At 37.7% G+C, this 15,729-nt stretch carries 15 protein-coding genes and 1 other annotated feature; all 15 genes read left to right on the top strand.

Annotated features, from left to right (window positions below; translation table 11 throughout):
• Positions 1 to 226 precede the first annotated feature (226 nt).
• The 15 genes from BAMA_RS19860 to BAMA_RS19790 all read left to right on the top strand — a co-directional run bounded on the left by BAMA_RS19860 (position 227) and on the right by BAMA_RS19790 (position 15,682).
• Positions 227 to 688, top strand: a complete 462-nt coding sequence (locus tag BAMA_RS19860) for a CtsR family transcriptional regulator (RefSeq protein ID WP_034642670.1) — start codon at positions 227 to 229, stop codon at positions 686 to 688.
• Between the two features lie 105 nt (positions 689 to 793).
• A complete protein-coding gene (locus tag BAMA_RS19855; RefSeq protein WP_034642667.1) occupies positions 794 to 1,342 on the top strand; it encodes a protein-arginine kinase activator protein McsA in 549 nt (182 codons plus the stop codon).
• A 4-nt stretch (positions 1,343 to 1,346) separates the two neighbouring features.
• On the top strand, positions 1,347 to 2,420 hold the full coding sequence (locus BAMA_RS19850; RefSeq protein WP_034642665.1) for a protein-arginine kinase McsB: 1,074 nt from the start codon (positions 1,347 to 1,349) through the stop codon (positions 2,418 to 2,420).
• Positions 2,421 to 2,433: 13 nt separating this feature from the next.
• Complete coding sequence (gene clpC, locus BAMA_RS19845; protein ID WP_034642662.1) at positions 2,434 to 4,869, top strand: ATP-dependent protease ATP-binding subunit ClpC; 2,436 nt, start codon at positions 2,434 to 2,436, stop codon at positions 4,867 to 4,869.
• 95 nt (positions 4,870 to 4,964) lie between these two features.
• On the top strand, positions 4,965 to 6,341 hold the full coding sequence (gene radA / locus BAMA_RS19840) for a DNA repair protein RadA (RefSeq protein ID WP_034642660.1): 1,377 nt from the start codon (positions 4,965 to 4,967) through the stop codon (positions 6,339 to 6,341).
• Positions 6,342 to 6,344: 3 nt separating this feature from the next.
• Positions 6,345 to 7,418 carry a DNA integrity scanning diadenylate cyclase DisA gene (gene disA / locus BAMA_RS19835; protein ID WP_034642657.1) on the top strand — a complete coding sequence of 358 codons (1,074 nt, stop codon included), beginning with the start codon at positions 6,345 to 6,347 and terminating at the stop codon, positions 7,416 to 7,418.
• A gap of 158 nt (positions 7,419 to 7,576) precedes the next feature.
• Entirely contained in the window at positions 7,577 to 8,683 is a 1,107-nt protein-coding gene (locus BAMA_RS19830; RefSeq protein WP_034642653.1) for a PIN/TRAM domain-containing protein, read from the top strand.
• 16 nt (positions 8,684 to 8,699) lie between these two features.
• The gene (gene ispD / locus BAMA_RS19825) at positions 8,700 to 9,377 is read left to right on the top strand and encodes a 2-C-methyl-D-erythritol 4-phosphate cytidylyltransferase (RefSeq protein ID WP_034642651.1); all 678 of its coding nucleotides are present in this window, start codon (positions 8,700 to 8,702) and stop codon (positions 9,375 to 9,377) included.
• 119 nt (positions 9,378 to 9,496) lie between these two features.
• The gene (ispF, locus tag BAMA_RS19820) at positions 9,497 to 9,973 is read left to right on the top strand and encodes a 2-C-methyl-D-erythritol 2,4-cyclodiphosphate synthase (protein WP_034642681.1); all 477 of its coding nucleotides are present in this window, start codon (positions 9,497 to 9,499) and stop codon (positions 9,971 to 9,973) included.
• 89 nt (positions 9,974 to 10,062) lie between these two features.
• A complete protein-coding gene (gltX, locus tag BAMA_RS19815) occupies positions 10,063 to 11,520 on the top strand; it encodes a glutamate--tRNA ligase (protein ID WP_034642677.1) in 1,458 nt (485 codons plus the stop codon).
• Between the two features lie 47 nt (positions 11,521 to 11,567).
• Positions 11,568 to 11,794: a binding site (T-box leader), on the top strand.
• 178 nt (positions 11,795 to 11,972) lie between these two features.
• On the top strand, positions 11,973 to 12,635 hold the full coding sequence (gene cysE, locus BAMA_RS19810; protein WP_034642649.1) for a serine O-acetyltransferase: 663 nt from the start codon (positions 11,973 to 11,975) through the stop codon (positions 12,633 to 12,635).
• Positions 12,616 to 14,013 (top strand): cysteine--tRNA ligase, encoded by a 1,398-nt coding sequence (gene cysS, locus BAMA_RS19805; protein ID WP_034642647.1) that lies wholly within the window; start codon positions 12,616 to 12,618, stop codon positions 14,011 to 14,013. The genes cysE and cysS overlap by 20 nt, the downstream gene beginning before the upstream one ends.
• Positions 14,014 to 14,019: 6 nt before the next feature.
• Positions 14,020 to 14,421 carry a Mini-ribonuclease 3 gene (locus tag BAMA_RS19800; protein ID WP_034642645.1) on the top strand — a complete coding sequence of 134 codons (402 nt, stop codon included), beginning with the start codon at positions 14,020 to 14,022 and terminating at the stop codon, positions 14,419 to 14,421.
• A gap of 1 nt (position 14,422) precedes the next feature.
• Positions 14,423 to 15,166, top strand: coding sequence for a 23S rRNA (guanosine(2251)-2'-O)-methyltransferase RlmB (rlmB, locus tag BAMA_RS19795; RefSeq protein ID WP_034642643.1), 744 nt, complete (start codon positions 14,423 to 14,425; stop codon positions 15,164 to 15,166).
• 3 nt (positions 15,167 to 15,169) lie between these two features.
• The gene (locus tag BAMA_RS19790) at positions 15,170 to 15,682 is read left to right on the top strand and encodes an NYN domain-containing protein (protein ID WP_034642640.1); all 513 of its coding nucleotides are present in this window, start codon (positions 15,170 to 15,172) and stop codon (positions 15,680 to 15,682) included.
• Positions 15,683 to 15,729 lie beyond the last annotated feature (47 nt).

Below are 15,729 nucleotides of genomic sequence, written 5' to 3'. Positions count from 1 at the left end.
TAGGACGTCGCCAAGCAACTAACCCAAGTCATTATGACTTGGGTTTTTTCGTGTTTTATTTTATAATAAAGCAACATTATATGTATTATTCATAAAATAATTCAAAACGGATTAAACCACTAAAAAATTGGCTAGGATAGAGGAAGAAGCAAAAAAGTTGCAAAATTCTTTAAGACGTATATAATTAAAGTCAAAGATAGTCAAAGTCAATAAGGGTGGAGGATAAATGAGAAATATATCTGATATTATTGAACAATATCTAAAGCAAGTTATTGACTTAAGTGGCAATAATATAATTGAAATTAAACGAAGCGAAATTGCTGATAAGTTTGATTGTGTTCCATCCCAAATCAACTACGTTATTAATACTCGCTTTACGTTAGAAAGAGGATTTGTAGTTGAAAGTAAGAGGGGCGGCGGAGGCTACATTCGTATTATAAAAGTCAAATTGCATGATGAAGTAGATATTATTGATCAAATGCTTCATATGATTCATCATAGTATCGCACAATCCAATGCAGAAAGTATAGTTGTACGTTTAGCAGAGGAAGGAATTGTTACAAAGCGAGAAACAAAGCTAATGTTAAGTGTATTAGATCGATCCGTATTGTTAGCTGATTTGCCGTTTCGTGATGAACTTCGAGCACGTATATTACAGGCGATGTTAAGAACATTGAAGTATAAGTGACGTAAGCTGCATTCCGTAAAAGCAAATCTTCATGAATCGTTAGTGAAACAAAGAAACAAAGAAAGATAGAAAGACTTTGTTTCCATTGTAAAGGTGGGAGATACGTTGATTTGTCAAAATTGCAATTCAAAACAAGCAACTTTACATTTTACAAAAGTGATTAACGGAAAAAAGGCGGAGGTTCATCTTTGTCAGCAGTGTGCTGGAGAAAGTGGATATACGTCTTTCTTTCAATCATCATCATCTAGTTTTTCCTTTCAGGATTTGTTAGCTGGTTTATTAAACGGAGAACAGCCAAAGTTTGAGAAACCAGCAGCTCAGTTTATAGAACCCCAAGTATTACAGTGCCAGATATGTCATACAACATATGAGCAATTTGCAAATCGTGGCCGGTTTGGATGTTCCAATTGTTATGAAACGTTTAAAGGGAAATTAAAACCGATGTTAAAACGACTTCACGGTGGGTATATAAACCATCACGGGAAAATCCCGAAGCGTATAGGAGGAAATATACGCTTAAAAAAAGAATTACATGATTTAAAACAAAAACTTAAGCAGTGTATAGAGCAAGAGGCTTTTGAAGAAGCAGCTACAGTGCGAGATGAAATGAGACATATTGAAACTCGGCTTAGTGAACATAGAGAGGAGGAATGATACTATGTCACTCGACCATATTATGAATGAAGCTATTAGTCCCTGGATGAGAGGAAGTGGCCCAGATTCGGATATTGTTTTAAGTAGTCGTATTCGATTGGCTCGTAATGTACAGCAGTATTACTTCCCAACTATGTTAGCAGAAGAAGCAGCGAAAGAAATGATTGATTCATTTCAATTGAAACTTGCAAAAGGTAATAATAATCCGTTTGGTACATTTGCTTTTTTTAAAATGGATGAATTAAGGCCTCTAGAGCGTAGGGTTTTAGTAGAGAAACATTTAATTAGCCCTGATTTAGCAGGGACTGAACAAGGGGCTTGTTTATTATCTGAGAATGAGCAAATAAGTATTATGCTAAATGAAGAAGATCATATACGTATTCAATGCTTGTTTCCAGGATTACAAGTGCTAGAGGCATTACAATGTGCAAACGAGATTGATAATTGGATAGAAAGTCAGTTGGAGTACGCATTCGATGAGCAAGTTGGTTATATTACAAGTTGTCCTACAAATATAGGAACTGGTCTACGTGCTTCCGTTATGATGCATTTACCAGCTCTTGTGTTAACAAGACAAATAAATCGAATTGTAGAAGTAATCAACCAACTGGGTTTAGTAGTTAGAGGTATATATGGCGAGGGTAGTGAGGCTCTAGGAAACTTATTTCAAATTTCTAATCAAATAACATTAGGTAAATCAGAACAAGATATTGTAGAAGATTTGAAGAGTGTAGTAAACCAATTAATTAATCAAGAAAGAGCAGCGCGTGATTCGATTATGCAAAGTTCAAGTATTGAGCTTGAAGATAGAGTACACCGTTCTTATGGTGTACTGGCAAATAGCCGATTAATTGAATCAGCAGAAGCGGCAACATGCTTATCAGATGTGAGGCTTGGAATTGATCTTGGATATATTCAAAATATATCACGCCATATTTTAACAGAGTTGATGGTGTTAACACAGCCAGGGATTTTACAACAGTATGCTGGTAGTCCATTACAACCAAAAGAAAGAGATTACCGAAGAGCGGCACTTATTCGTGAAAGATTACAAATTGAACAAAATCAAGCAAAATAGGAGTGTGATTGATATGATGTTTGGAAGATTTACAGAGCGAGCGCAAAAGGTATTAGCTTTATCACAAGAAGAAGCAATTCGCATTGGTCATAATAATATAGGAACGGAACATATTTTGCTTGGGCTTGTACGTGAAGGAGAAGGCATTGCTGCGAAAGCATTAATCGCACTTGGATTAAGCCCTGAAAAAGTACAAAAAGAAGTGGAAGCGTTAATTGGCAGAGGAACAGAAACAACCCAAACTGTTCATTATACGCCTCGTGCAAAAAAAGTAATTGAACTATCTATGGACGAAGCACGGAAGTTAGGTCATTCTTATGTTGGAACAGAGCATATTTTACTAGGTCTAATTCGTGAAGGAGAAGGTGTAGCGGCACGTGTATTAAATAATTTAGGTGTAAGTTTAAATAAAGCACGTCAACAAGTATTACAATTACTTGGAAGTAATGAAGCAGCATCTGGCCATGCTGGAGGTGCTTCTGCAAATGCAAACACACCAACACTTGATAGTCTAGCGCGTGACTTAACAGCTGTTGCTCGTGAAGAGCGTCTTGATCCAGTTATTGGACGTAGTAAAGAAATTCAACGTGTGATTGAAGTGCTAAGTAGAAGAACAAAGAACAACCCAGTATTAATTGGAGAACCTGGTGTTGGTAAAACAGCAATTGCAGAAGGTTTAGCACAGCAAATTGTAAATAATGAAGTTCCAGAAATTTTACGTGATAAGCGTGTTATGACTTTAGATATGGGAACTGTTGTTGCAGGGACAAAATATCGTGGTGAATTTGAAGATCGTCTAAAGAAAGTAATGGATGAAATTCGTCAAGCTGGTAACATTATTCTGTTTATTGATGAACTTCATACATTAATTGGTGCAGGTGGTGCAGAAGGCGCAATCGATGCATCAAATATTTTAAAGCCATCATTAGCACGCGGTGAATTACAGTGTATTGGTGCAACGACATTAGATGAGTATCGTAAATATATCGAAAAAGATGCAGCTTTAGAAAGACGTTTCCAACCAATTCATGTAGATGAGCCAAGTTTAGAAGAATCTGTACAAATTTTAAGAGGATTGCGCGATCGATATGAGGCTCACCACCGTGTTTCTATTACAGATGAAGCAATTGATGCAGCCGTGAAGCTTTCTGATCGTTATATTACAGATCGCTTCTTACCAGATAAAGCGATTGATTTAATTGATGAAGCAGCTTCAAAAGTACGTTTGCGTTCATATACAACACCACCAAACCTAAAAGAACTTGAAGTAAAGTTAGAAGAAGTAAGAAAAGAAAAAGATGCAGCTGTACAAAGCCAGGAGTTCGAAAAAGCAGCTTCTCTTCGTGATATGGAGCAACGTTTACGTGAAAAATTAGATGATACGAAGCGTCAATGGAAAGAGCAGCAAGGAAAAGAGAACTCAGAAGTAACTGTAGAAGACATTGCGAATGTTGTTTCGACTTGGACCCGTATTCCAGTCTCTAAACTGGCACAGACAGAAACAGACAAGTTACTAAACCTAGAAAATATTTTACACAATCGTGTAATTGGGCAAGATGAGGCTGTTGTGGCGGTAGCAAAAGCAGTAAGACGTGCTCGCGCAGGATTAAAAGATCCGAAGCGTCCAATCGGTTCATTTATTTTCTTAGGACCAACAGGTGTTGGTAAAACTGAACTTGCTCGTGCATTGGCAGAGTCTATGTTTGGGGATGAAGATGCGATGATTCGTGTTGATATGTCTGAGTACATGGAGAAACATTCTACGTCTCGTTTAGTTGGTTCTCCTCCGGGATATGTTGGACACGAAGAAGGTGGCCAATTGACAGAAAAGGTAAGACGCAAACCATACTCTGTCGTTTTACTAGATGAGGTTGAGAAAGCTCATCCAGATGTATTTAATATTTTATTACAAGTATTAGAAGATGGACGATTAACAGACTCTAAAGGCCGTACAGTTGACTTCCGTAACACAATCGTAATTATGACTTCTAACGTTGGTGCGGATGCATTAAAACGTAATAAACATCTTGGATTTAACGTGCAGGATGAAAGCCGTGATTATGCAGATATGAAAGGAAAAGTAATGGATGAGCTGAAAAAAGCGTTCCGTCCAGAATTCTTGAACCGTATCGATGAAATTATTGTCTTCCATACGTTAGAGAAAAAACATATTCGAGAAATTGTAACACTTATGGTAGATCAGCTAATCAAACGCCTGAAAGAGCAAGAAATTGAGTTAGAGTTAACAGAAAAAGCGATTGAATCTATTGCAGATAAAGGATTTGATCCAGAATATGGTGCACGTCCGCTTCGCCGAGCAATTCAAAAGCATATCGAAGACCATTTGTCAGAAGAATTATTAAAAGGTGCTATTGAGAAAGGTCAAAAAGTGATTTTTGATGCAGATGGTGAAACATTTGTCATCCGTAGTACAGAAAAGGTAAAATAAGTATAGATTAAAAAAGGGGCTAAACGATAGCCCCTATTTCTTGTATAAAGAAATAGAATTGCTACATAGGAAAGAGAAGTGAAGAATAAAATACAATGGCTAAAAAGAAAACAAAATTTGTATGTCAAGAGTGTGGATATCATTCGCCAAAGTATATGGGGAAATGTCCAGGTTGTGGTCAGTGGAATACATTAACGGAAGAAATGGAACAAGTTGTATCATCAAGACGTATTAATTATGCAAATGCAATTCAAACAGAGCTTACGAAACCTCGTCGTTTAAAAGAAGTAGAAACAAAAACGGAAGATCGTATTGAGACAAGCTTTCAAGAATTCAACCGTGTACTTGGTGGTGGGATTGTAAATGGATCTCTTGTATTAATTGGAGGGGACCCTGGAATTGGGAAGTCTACTTTGCTATTACAAGTATCATCTCAGTTAGCAGATCGTTCATATGATGTATTATATATATCTGGTGAAGAATCAGCGAAACAAATTAAGTTAAGGGCGGATCGCCTTCATGTAAATGGAGATAACTTATTTGTTGTTTCTGAGACGGATTTACAGCGAATTGCAGCATATATAGATGAAATGAACCCATCCTTTGTTGTCATTGACTCGATTCAAACAATTTATTTACCTGAGGTGACTTCAGCACCTGGTAGTGTCTCGCAAGTGCGAGAATGTACAGCCGAATTAATGAAACTAGCAAAAACAAAAGGTATACCTATTTTTATTGTTGGGCATGTAACAAAAGAAGGTGCAATTGCAGGACCACGTATGTTAGAGCATATGGTAGATGCTGTTCTTTATTTTGAAGGGGATCGTCATCACACATATCGTATTTTACGTGCTGTGAAAAACCGTTTCGGTTCTACAAATGAAATGGGCATTTTTGAAATGAAGGAACTTGGTTTGCATGAAGTGTTAAATCCTTCGGAAATCTTTTTAGAAGAAAGACCGGTTGGCGTAGCTGGTTCTACTGTTGTAGCTTCTATGGAGGGAACAAGACCTGTTTTAGTTGAAATTCAAGCGCTCATTTCACCTACAAGTTTTGGGAATCCAAGAAGAATGGCTACAGGGATTGATCATAACCGAGTTTCATTAATTATGGCAGTACTTGAGAAACGAGCGGGATTATTATTACAAAACCAAGACGCATATTTAAAAGTTGCTGGTGGTATGAAGCTTGATGAGCCAGCAGTTGATTTAGCGGTTGCGTTAAGTATTGCGTCAAGCTTTCGTGATAAGTCAACAGCTCCAACAGATGCAGTGATTGGAGAAGTTGGTTTAACAGGGGAAGTTCGAAGGGTATCTCGAATAGAACAGCGTGTACAAGAAGCAGCAAAATTAGGTTTTCAACGAGTTATTATTCCGAGAAAGAATCTAGGAGGCTGGACAATTCCTGAGGGGATTGAGGTGGTAGGTGTTTCAAATATAGGGGAGGCACTTCGCGTAACGTTAGGAGGATAGCATATGGAGGAAAACAAGCAGCGTGCCAAAAGCATCATTAATATTTTACAGCTGGTTGCACCAGGTACACCGCTTAGAGAGGGGATTGATAATGTACTTCGTGCACAAACAGGTGGACTTATTGTTTTAGGATATAATGACCAAATTAAGAGTATTGTAGATGGTGGATTTCATATTAATTGTGGGTTTTCTCCAGCGAGCTTGTATGAGCTTGCAAAAATGGATGGTGCCCTTATTTTAAACGAGACGGGGAGCAAAATCTTAATTGCAAATGCACAGCTAGCCCCGGACCCATCTATTGATTCAATTGAAACAGGGATGCGCCACCGTACTGCTGAACGGGTGGCAAAACAAACTGGAAGTCTTGTTGTAGCTATTTCACAAAGGCGTAACGTCATTACTTTATACCAAGGGAACTTACGTTATACGTTAAAAGATATAGGTGTGATCTTGACAAAGGCTAATCAGGCAATTCAAACATTAGAAAAGTATAAAGCGGTTTGGAATGAAGGTATTATTAACCTCGGTATTTTAGAGTTTGAAGAAGTAGTGACGATGTCGGAAGTTGTTCATTTGTTACATACGGTAGAAATGGTGCTGCGTATTAAAAATGAAATTAATAGTTATATTCATGAGTTAGGTACAGAAGGCAGATTAATTCGTTTGCAGTTAAGTGAGTTATTAGCAGATTTAGAAGCGGAAGCAGCTTTATTAATTAAAGATTATTCTCATGAGAAAACGCAAGATCATAAAAAAGTATTAAAGAAGTTACAGGAATTAGCAAATATACAGTTGTTAGAAGATAGTGATTTAGTGAAGCTCCTTGGTTACCCTGGTCAGACAAGTTTAGAAGAAGGTGTAACGCCACGAGGATATCGTATTGTAAATAAGATTTCGCGTTTGCCGCCTCTTATCATTGAAAATTTAATCGCTCGTTTTAAAACGTTACAAGGGGTTTGTAGAGCCACAATTGATGATTTAGATGATGTAGAAGGAATTGGAGAAGTACGAGCGAAGAAAATACGTGAAGGTTTAAAACGAATTCAAGAGCATTTGTATATGAATAGACATAACTAGAATATTACATTGATTTCACATTATGACGACAGTGACAGCTTTTTTATATGTGATATGATATATTGGTAAATAAAAGAATTTATAAAAAATGTGTCCGCTTTTGCATTCGACGTTTTGAGTAGCAAAATAATGGTTAATAATGAGTAGGAGGTGGTTGGATGTTAAGACGGATCGTACAGCTCTTCTTTTTAGTAATTGGAGGAGCACTAGGTATTTTTTTGATTCCTAAATTAATTGATATATTAAATATTGGTTCAGTACCGTGGCTTGAAGAATCTTATGCACGTGCGATTATTGGTGCAATTATTTTATTCTTAACAACGTTTTGGCTTGTAGATTATATCGTTCAGTTAATTAAACATATTGAAGAAGCTCTTGTAAAAGCTCCTGTTGGGGATGTTTTGTTTGGGACTTTAGGATTAATTTCAGGGCTTATTGTTGCATATTTGATTTTAATTCCAATCAGGGAATTTACAATCCCGGTAATTAGCACGGTGTTGCAGGTATTTTTCACGTTACTGCTTGGTTATTTAGGGTTTCAAGTTGGTTTTAAAAAGAGAAATGAATTATTAGGGTTATTTACGTTGCCGCAGCGCGCAGGGAAAAAGAAGAATACGAACAATGCAAGTGATGATGCAGAGGTGGATACACCTACATCTAATTGGAAAATTTTAGACACTAGTGTTATTATTGATGGTCGTATTGCAGATATTTGTCAGACAAAGTTTTTAGAAGGAACGATTGTTATCCCGCAATTTGTATTAGAAGAATTGCAACATATTGCAGATTCTTCTGACGCATTAAAAAGAAATCGTGGCCGAAGAGGATTGGATATTTTAAATCGCATTCAAAAAGAGTTACCGATACCGGTAGAAATTTATGAAGGTGATTTTGAAGAGATCCATGAAGTAGACAGCAAACTTATTAAATTAGGTAAATTAACAGGTGGTACAGTTGTTACAAATGACTTTAACTTAAATAAAGTCTCTGAATTACAAGGTGTAACCGTATTAAACATTAATGATTTAGCTAATGCAATTAAGCCAGTTGTCCTTCCTGGCGAAGAGCTAAGTGTATACGTTGTAAAAGATGGGAAAGAGCAAAATCAAGGTGTTGCATATTTAGATGATGGCACAATGATTGTTGTGGAAGACGGCAAGGAGTACGTTGGTTCTCAACTTGATGTTCTTGTTACAAGTGTTTTACAAACGTCTGCTGGCCGCATGATTTTTGCAAAGCGAAAGCTATTAGAAAAAGCATTATAAGCAGAGGAATACAAGTATGTATACATTAATTATTCCAGCAGCAGGACAAGGGAAGAGAATGGGTGCTGGCAAAAACAAATTGTTCTTATCAATTAACGATGTACCGATTATTGTACATACGTTACGTGCCTTTGAACAAGATGAAGATTGTAAGGGTATCGTTATGGCAATTAATGAAGCGGAGCGTCCTTATTTTGAAGAGCTTCTTCATACCTATCGTATTACAAAGCATGTGGAACTAATTAAAGGTGGAGCTGAAAGGCAAGATAGTGTATATCATGCACTGTTACATGTTAAAGATGTTGATTATGTTTTAGTACATGATGGAGCTCGCCCTTTTGTTACGAAGGAAATGATTAGCCATGTGCTAGAATGTGCAAAGCGAGAAGGTGCCTCTATTTGTGCAGTTCCTGTTAAAGATACAATAAAAAAGGTGAACGATGGGGTAGTAGTAGAAACTGTTGAGCGATCTGAGCTACGATCGGTTCAAACGCCACAAGGGTTTTATGTTCCACTTTTATTAGAAGCTCATGAAAGTGCAAAACAAGCAGGGTTTCTTGGCACAGATGACGCAAGTTTAGTAGAGCGAGCAGGAAAACGAGTAGGTGTAGTAGAGGGTAGTTACTATAATATTAAAGTAACTACTCCTGAAGATTTGTTGATTGCTGAAAACTTTATACGCGTTCAGAAGTGATACAAGCAATACTATAATGATTGACAGAAAAAGCTCGGTGGCTACCGGGCTTTTTCTCATAGAATCAAGAATATGATATGATACAACGTAGTAGTTTCGTTTAAGGAGGATTTATAATGATGTTTCGAATTGGACAAGGTTTTGATGTACATGAATTTGCAGAAGGACGACCGTTAATTATCGGCGGTATTACGATTCCTTATGAAAAAGGATTAATCGGTCATTCTGATGCGGATGTATTATTACATACAATTGCCGATGCATGTTTAGGTGCAATTGCTGCTGGAGATATTGGTAAGCACTTTCCGGATACAGATCCAGCTTTTAAAGATGCCGATTCAGCGGTACTCTTACAAAAAGTATGGGAATTTGTGAAGAGCCAAGGATATGAGCTTGGAAATTTAGATTGTACAATTATTGCACAAAAGCCGAAAATGGCGCCTCATATTGATAGTATGAGAAAACGTATTAGTGAATTGCTAGAAACATCAATTGAAAATGTAAATGTAAAAGCGACAACAACAGAGAAATTAGGTTTTACAGGTAGAGAAGAAGGGATTGCTTCTCAAGCTGTTGTATTGCTACAGAAAAAATAGTCGTTTTTTATTCCTGAGATGGATAATCGTATTTTTTTGGTGTACAATTAGAGAATATGTTGACATTAGAAATGGAAGGTGTACCAATTATGGAAAAGCAAGTGAGAGTGCGCTATGCGCCAAGTCCAACAGGACACTTACATATCGGAAATGCACGTACGGCACTGTTTAACTACTTATTCGCACGTAATCAAAACGGAAAGTTCATCATTCGTATTGAAGATACAGATGTAAAGCGTAATGTAGCTGGCGGTGAAGAAAGCCAATTAAAGTTCTTGAAATGGCTTGGCATCGACTGGGATGAGAGTGTTGACGTTCCAGGTGAATACGGACCGTATCGTCAAACAGAACGTTTAGATATTTATAAAGAGTTATATCAAGAATTACTAGAGCGCGGTTTAGCATATAAATGTTATATGACAGAGGAAGAGTTAGAAGCAGAGCGTGAAGGTCAAATTGCTCGTGGTGAAACACCTCGCTATGCAGGGAATCATCGTTCTTTAACAGAAGAACAAGTAGCAGCATTTGAAGCAGAAGGGCGTATTCCAAGTATCCGCTTCCGTGTACCTGCTGGTCGTGAATATAAATTCAATGACATGGTAAAAGGTGAAGTATCCTTTAATTCAGATGACTTCGGTGATTTTGTTATCGTAAAGAAAGACGGTATTCCAACGTATAACTTTGCAGTAGCAGTAGATGATCACTTAATGGAAATTTCTCACGTTCTTCGTGGAGATGATCACATCTCAAACACACCGAAACAAATGATGATCTATGAAGCGTTTGGTTGGGATGTGCCAGAATTTGCTCATATGACATTAATCGTAAATGAGAGTCGTAAGAAATTAAGTAAACGTGATGAGTCAATTATTCAATTTATTGAGCAATACGCAGAACTTGGATATCTTCCAGAAGCATTGTTCAACTTCATTGCATTATTAGGTTGGTCGCCAGTAGGAGAAGAAGAAATCTTCTCTCCAGCGGAATTTATCGAAATGTTTGATGCGGCTCGCTTATCTAAGTCACCTGCATTATTCGATTCACAGAAGCTAAAATGGATGAATAACCAATATATGAAAAAGCAAGAATTAGATCGTGTTGTAGAACTAAGTATGCCTCACTTAGTAAAAGCAGGTCGTATTAGTGAAAATGCAAGCGAGCAAGAATCAGCTTGGATTCGCGACGTAATTGCTTTATATCATGAGCAAATGAGCTTTGGTGCTGAGATTGTAGAGCTTTCTGAAATGTTCTTTAAAGATCATGTTGAATATGATGCAGAAGGACAAGAAGTATTACAAGGTGAACAAGTACCAGAAGTTATGCGTGCATTTGCAGCTGAAATTGAAGCATTAGAAGAGATGACACCTGCATCAGTAAAGACTTCAATTAAAGCAGTACAAAAGCAAACAGGTCAAAAAGGGAAAGCTCTATTTATGCCAATTCGTGTAGCGACAACTGGTCAAACACATGGTCCTGAGCTTCCAAACGCGATTGCACTTTTAGGGAAAGAAAAAGTTTTAAATCGTGTTCGTAAAGTAATTGGTTAACATTTTTCCGGTTTGGAAATATAATAAAATACTTTAAAATAATATAAGTAAAAGCGACGAAAAGGAGAAGTAGAAAATCAGGCTTTTCACAGAGAGAACCACCATTTGGCTGGGAGTGGTTTAAAAGCGGGTTTTTGAAGTGCCCCTTGGAGTCTTCTGCTGAACAACACGTTGTGAAAGTAAGCGGAAGCGGTGTATACCGTTATCATGGTTGAGTTTGAGGTCTTTTTTAGACCTAAACAGAGTGGAACCGCGCTGAAAAGGCGTCTCTGTCTAATGTACAGAGGCGTTTTTTTTATACCTTTTAAATGGAGTAAGGCATTTTATTGATCGTTTCACTTTATCTCGCATTAACGGGCTGTAAAAGCCCGATTGGTTCAACTAACACTCAGTGAGGGATGAAGAAAACCCCCACTGTGAAGGTTCACTTTATAAGAAGAGGGGGAACAACGATGTTTAAGAGGCTTCGTGAGGACATTGAAGTCGTCTTTGAACAAGATCCAGCAGCGAGAGGTTACTTGGAGGTTATCTTAACGTATTCTGGATTACATGCGATTTGGGCACATCGTGTTGCACACACTTTATATAAGCGGAAATTTTTCTTCTTAGCACGAGCTATATCGCAAATGGGACGCTTTTTTACTGGTATTGAAATTCATCCAGGTGCAACAATTGGCCGTCGTTTCTTTATTGACCATGGCATGGGAGTTGTCATTGGAGAAACATGTGAGATTGGAGATAATGTTACCATTTATCAAGGAGTCACATTAGGAGGTACCGGAAAAGAAAAAGGAAAACGTCATCCGACAATTCAAGATAATGTGCTAATTGCTACCGGGGCAAAAGTACTTGGCTCAATTACTATTGGAGAAAACTCTAAAATTGGTGCAGGGTCTGTTGTGTTGAAAGAAGTGCCACCGTGCTCTACGGTTGTTGGAATACCGGGTCGTGTTGTCGTCCAAAATGGTATTAAGATTGATAGAGACTTGAATCATTGCGATCTACCAGACCCAATTTTCGATAAACTAAAGATAATGGAACTAGAGATGGAACAATTAAAAGAGCAGTTATTAAAAAAAGAAAGGGAAGACAAAAATGACTATTCACATTTATAATACGCTAACTCGTCAAAAAGAAAAGTTTATTCCACTAGAAGACAATAAAGTGAAAATGTATGTGTGCGGACCAACAGTATATAACTATATTCACATTGGTAACGCAAGACCACCAATTGTATTTGATACAGTACGTCGCTACTTAGAACATCGAGGCTATGATGTGAATTATGTTTCAAACTTCACAGACGTAGATGATAAGTTAATTAAAGCGGCGAATGAATTAGGGGAAGATGTTCCAACGATTGCGGACCGTTTTGTAAAAGCGTATTTTGAAGATGTAACGGCGCTAGGTTGCAAACACGCAACAGTTCATCCGCGTGTAACAGAGAACATGGATATTATTATCGAGTTTATTGAAGAGCTAATTAATAAGGGTTACGCATATGAGTCTGAAGGTGATGTGTACTACAAGACGAAAGAGTTTGAAGGGTATGGAAAGTTATCGCATCAGCCGATTGCCGATTTACGTCACGGTGCACGTATTGAAGTTGGAGAGAAAAAGCAAGATCCACTAGATTTTGTTCTTTGGAAAGCGGCAAAAGAAGGAGAAATTTTCTGGGATAGCCCGTGGGGTAAAGGTCGCCCAGGTTGGCATATCGAATGCTCGGCTATGGCGCGTAAATATTTAGGGGATACAATTGATATTCATGCTGGTGGTCAAGATTTATCATTCCCTCACCATGAAAATGAAATTGCGCAGTCAGAAGCGCTAACAGGTAAAACATTCGCGAACTACTGGATGCATAATGGATATATTAATATTGATAATGAAAAAATGTCGAAGTCGCTCGGGAACTTCATTTTAGTCCATGACATGATTAAGCAGTACGACCCGCAATTGATTCGTTTCTTTATGCTTTCTGTTCATTATCGTCATCCAATTAATTTTAGTGAAGAGCTACTACAAAGCACAAATAATGGATTAGATCGCATTAAAACAGCTTATGGTAATTTAAAGCATCGTTTAGAAAGCAGTACAAATTTAACGGAGCACGATGAGAAATGGCTTGCTGAAATAAAGAAATTCCAGACTGCTTTTGAAGAAGCGATGGATGATGATTTCAATACGGCTAATGCAGTAACGGAATTATATAACTTAGCGAACCATGCAAATCAATACTTATTAGAACAGCATACGTCAGTTCGTGTTATTGAAGCGTATATGAAACAGTTTGAATTGCTATTTGCAATCTTAGGTTTAGAATTAGGTGCAGAAGAGTTACTTGACGAAGAAATTGAAGCGCTAATTCAAAAGCGTATTGAAGCTCGTAAAAATCGTGACTTTGCATTATCTGATCAAATTCGTGATGAATTGAAAGAGCGAAATATCATTTTAGAAGATACACCACAAGGAACGAGATGGAAAAGAGGCTAAAACAACATGATTGATGCAAAGCAGTTAAATAGCTTAGCGTTAGCTTATATGGGTGATGCGGTATATGAACAATATATCCGCTATCACCTGCTTCAAAAAGGAACAGTGCGCCCAAACCAGTTACATCGTTTAGGGACGAGCTTTGTTTCTGCAAAAGCACAAGCGAAAGTCGTCCATCATCTGTTAGAGGTTGCATTTTTTACAGAAGAAGAAGAGGCAGTATTAAGAAGAGGGCGTAATGCGAAATCAGGTACTGTTCCGAAAAATACAGATGTACAGACGTATCGATATAGTACAGCTTTTGAGGCATTAATTGGTTATCATTATTTATTACAGAACCATTCCCGTGTAGAAGAAATTGTTTTTACAGCAATTGATTTATTAGACGAGAAGGAAGGAGGAAAATAACGTGAGTAGTGAATACATTATCGGTCGTAACCCTGTAATTGAAGCGTTACGATCAGGAAGAGATATTAATAAAATTTGGATTGCAGAAGGTGCTGCAAAAGGGCAAGTACAAATTGTACTAGCGTTAGCAAAAGAAAATAAAATTATTTTACAACATGCGCCAAAGAAAAAGTTAGATCAGCTTGTTGATGGCAATCATCAAGGTGTCATTGCACAAGTAGCCGCATACCAATATGCGGAATTAGAAGATTTATTTGAGGTGGCTGCAAAGCGTAATGAAGATCCATTCTTCCTTATTCTTGATGAGATTGAGGATCCTCATAATTTAGGTTCTATTATGCGTACCGCAGATTCCGTGGGAGCGCATGGAGTTATTATTCCGAAGCGCCGAGCAGTTGGTTTAACAGCGGCGGTTGCGAAAGCTTCAACTGGAGCAATTGAATATATTCCGGTTGCACGTGTAACAAATCTATCGCGCACAATTGATGAATTAAAAGAACGTGGTCTTTGGATTGCTGGTACGGATGCAAAAGGGAAAACGGATTATCGTCAATTAGATGGTAATATGCCAATTGGTTTAGTAATTGGTAGTGAAGGAAAGGGTATGAGCCGTATCATTGGAGAGAAATGTGATTTCCTTATTCATTTACCGATGGTTGGAAAAGTTACATCTTTAAATGCGTCTGTTGCTGCTAGCTTGTTAATGTATGAGGTATATCGAAAACGAAATCCGATCGGTAAATAGAAAATGGACGATCTGTTAATTGTTGATGGTTATAACATCATCGGTGCTTGGAGCGACCTTAAAAAAATAAGGGATGTAAATTTGCAAGATGCTAGAGACTTACTCATTGATAAGATGGCAGACTACCAAGGGTATACAGGGACAAGAGTAATGATTGTATTTGATGCATACTCAGTCCACGGTATCGAGAAAAAGATGAAACAGGCACGTGTTGAAGTCATTTTCACAAGAAAAAATCAAACGGCTGATGAAAAAATTGAACAACTGGCAATTGAGCTTAGAAATATCAATACGCGTATTTATGTAGCAACATCAGATTATACACAGCAGTGGGCAATTTTTGGTCAAGGTGCCTTGCGGAAATCTGCGCGGGAGCTCGAACTTGAAGTGCAAGCAATGGAGCAACAAGTGCGCCGAAAAACGAGGGAAAAGAAAGAACAACAACCGGCTATGCGAACCATATTTAGTCCTGATATTGCAGAAAAATTAGAAAAATTAAGGCGAGGAGAGCGTTGAGTCATTGACGCTCTTTAAGTGCTTACTGTATAATATTTCTAAATAAC

The sequence above is a fragment of the Bacillus manliponensis genome, assembly GCF_000712595.1.
In the GTDB taxonomy this organism is placed as follows: domain Bacteria; phylum Bacillota; class Bacilli; order Bacillales; family Bacillaceae_G; genus Bacillus_A; species Bacillus_A manliponensis.
This window is presented reverse-complemented; position numbering and strand designations above follow the sequence as displayed.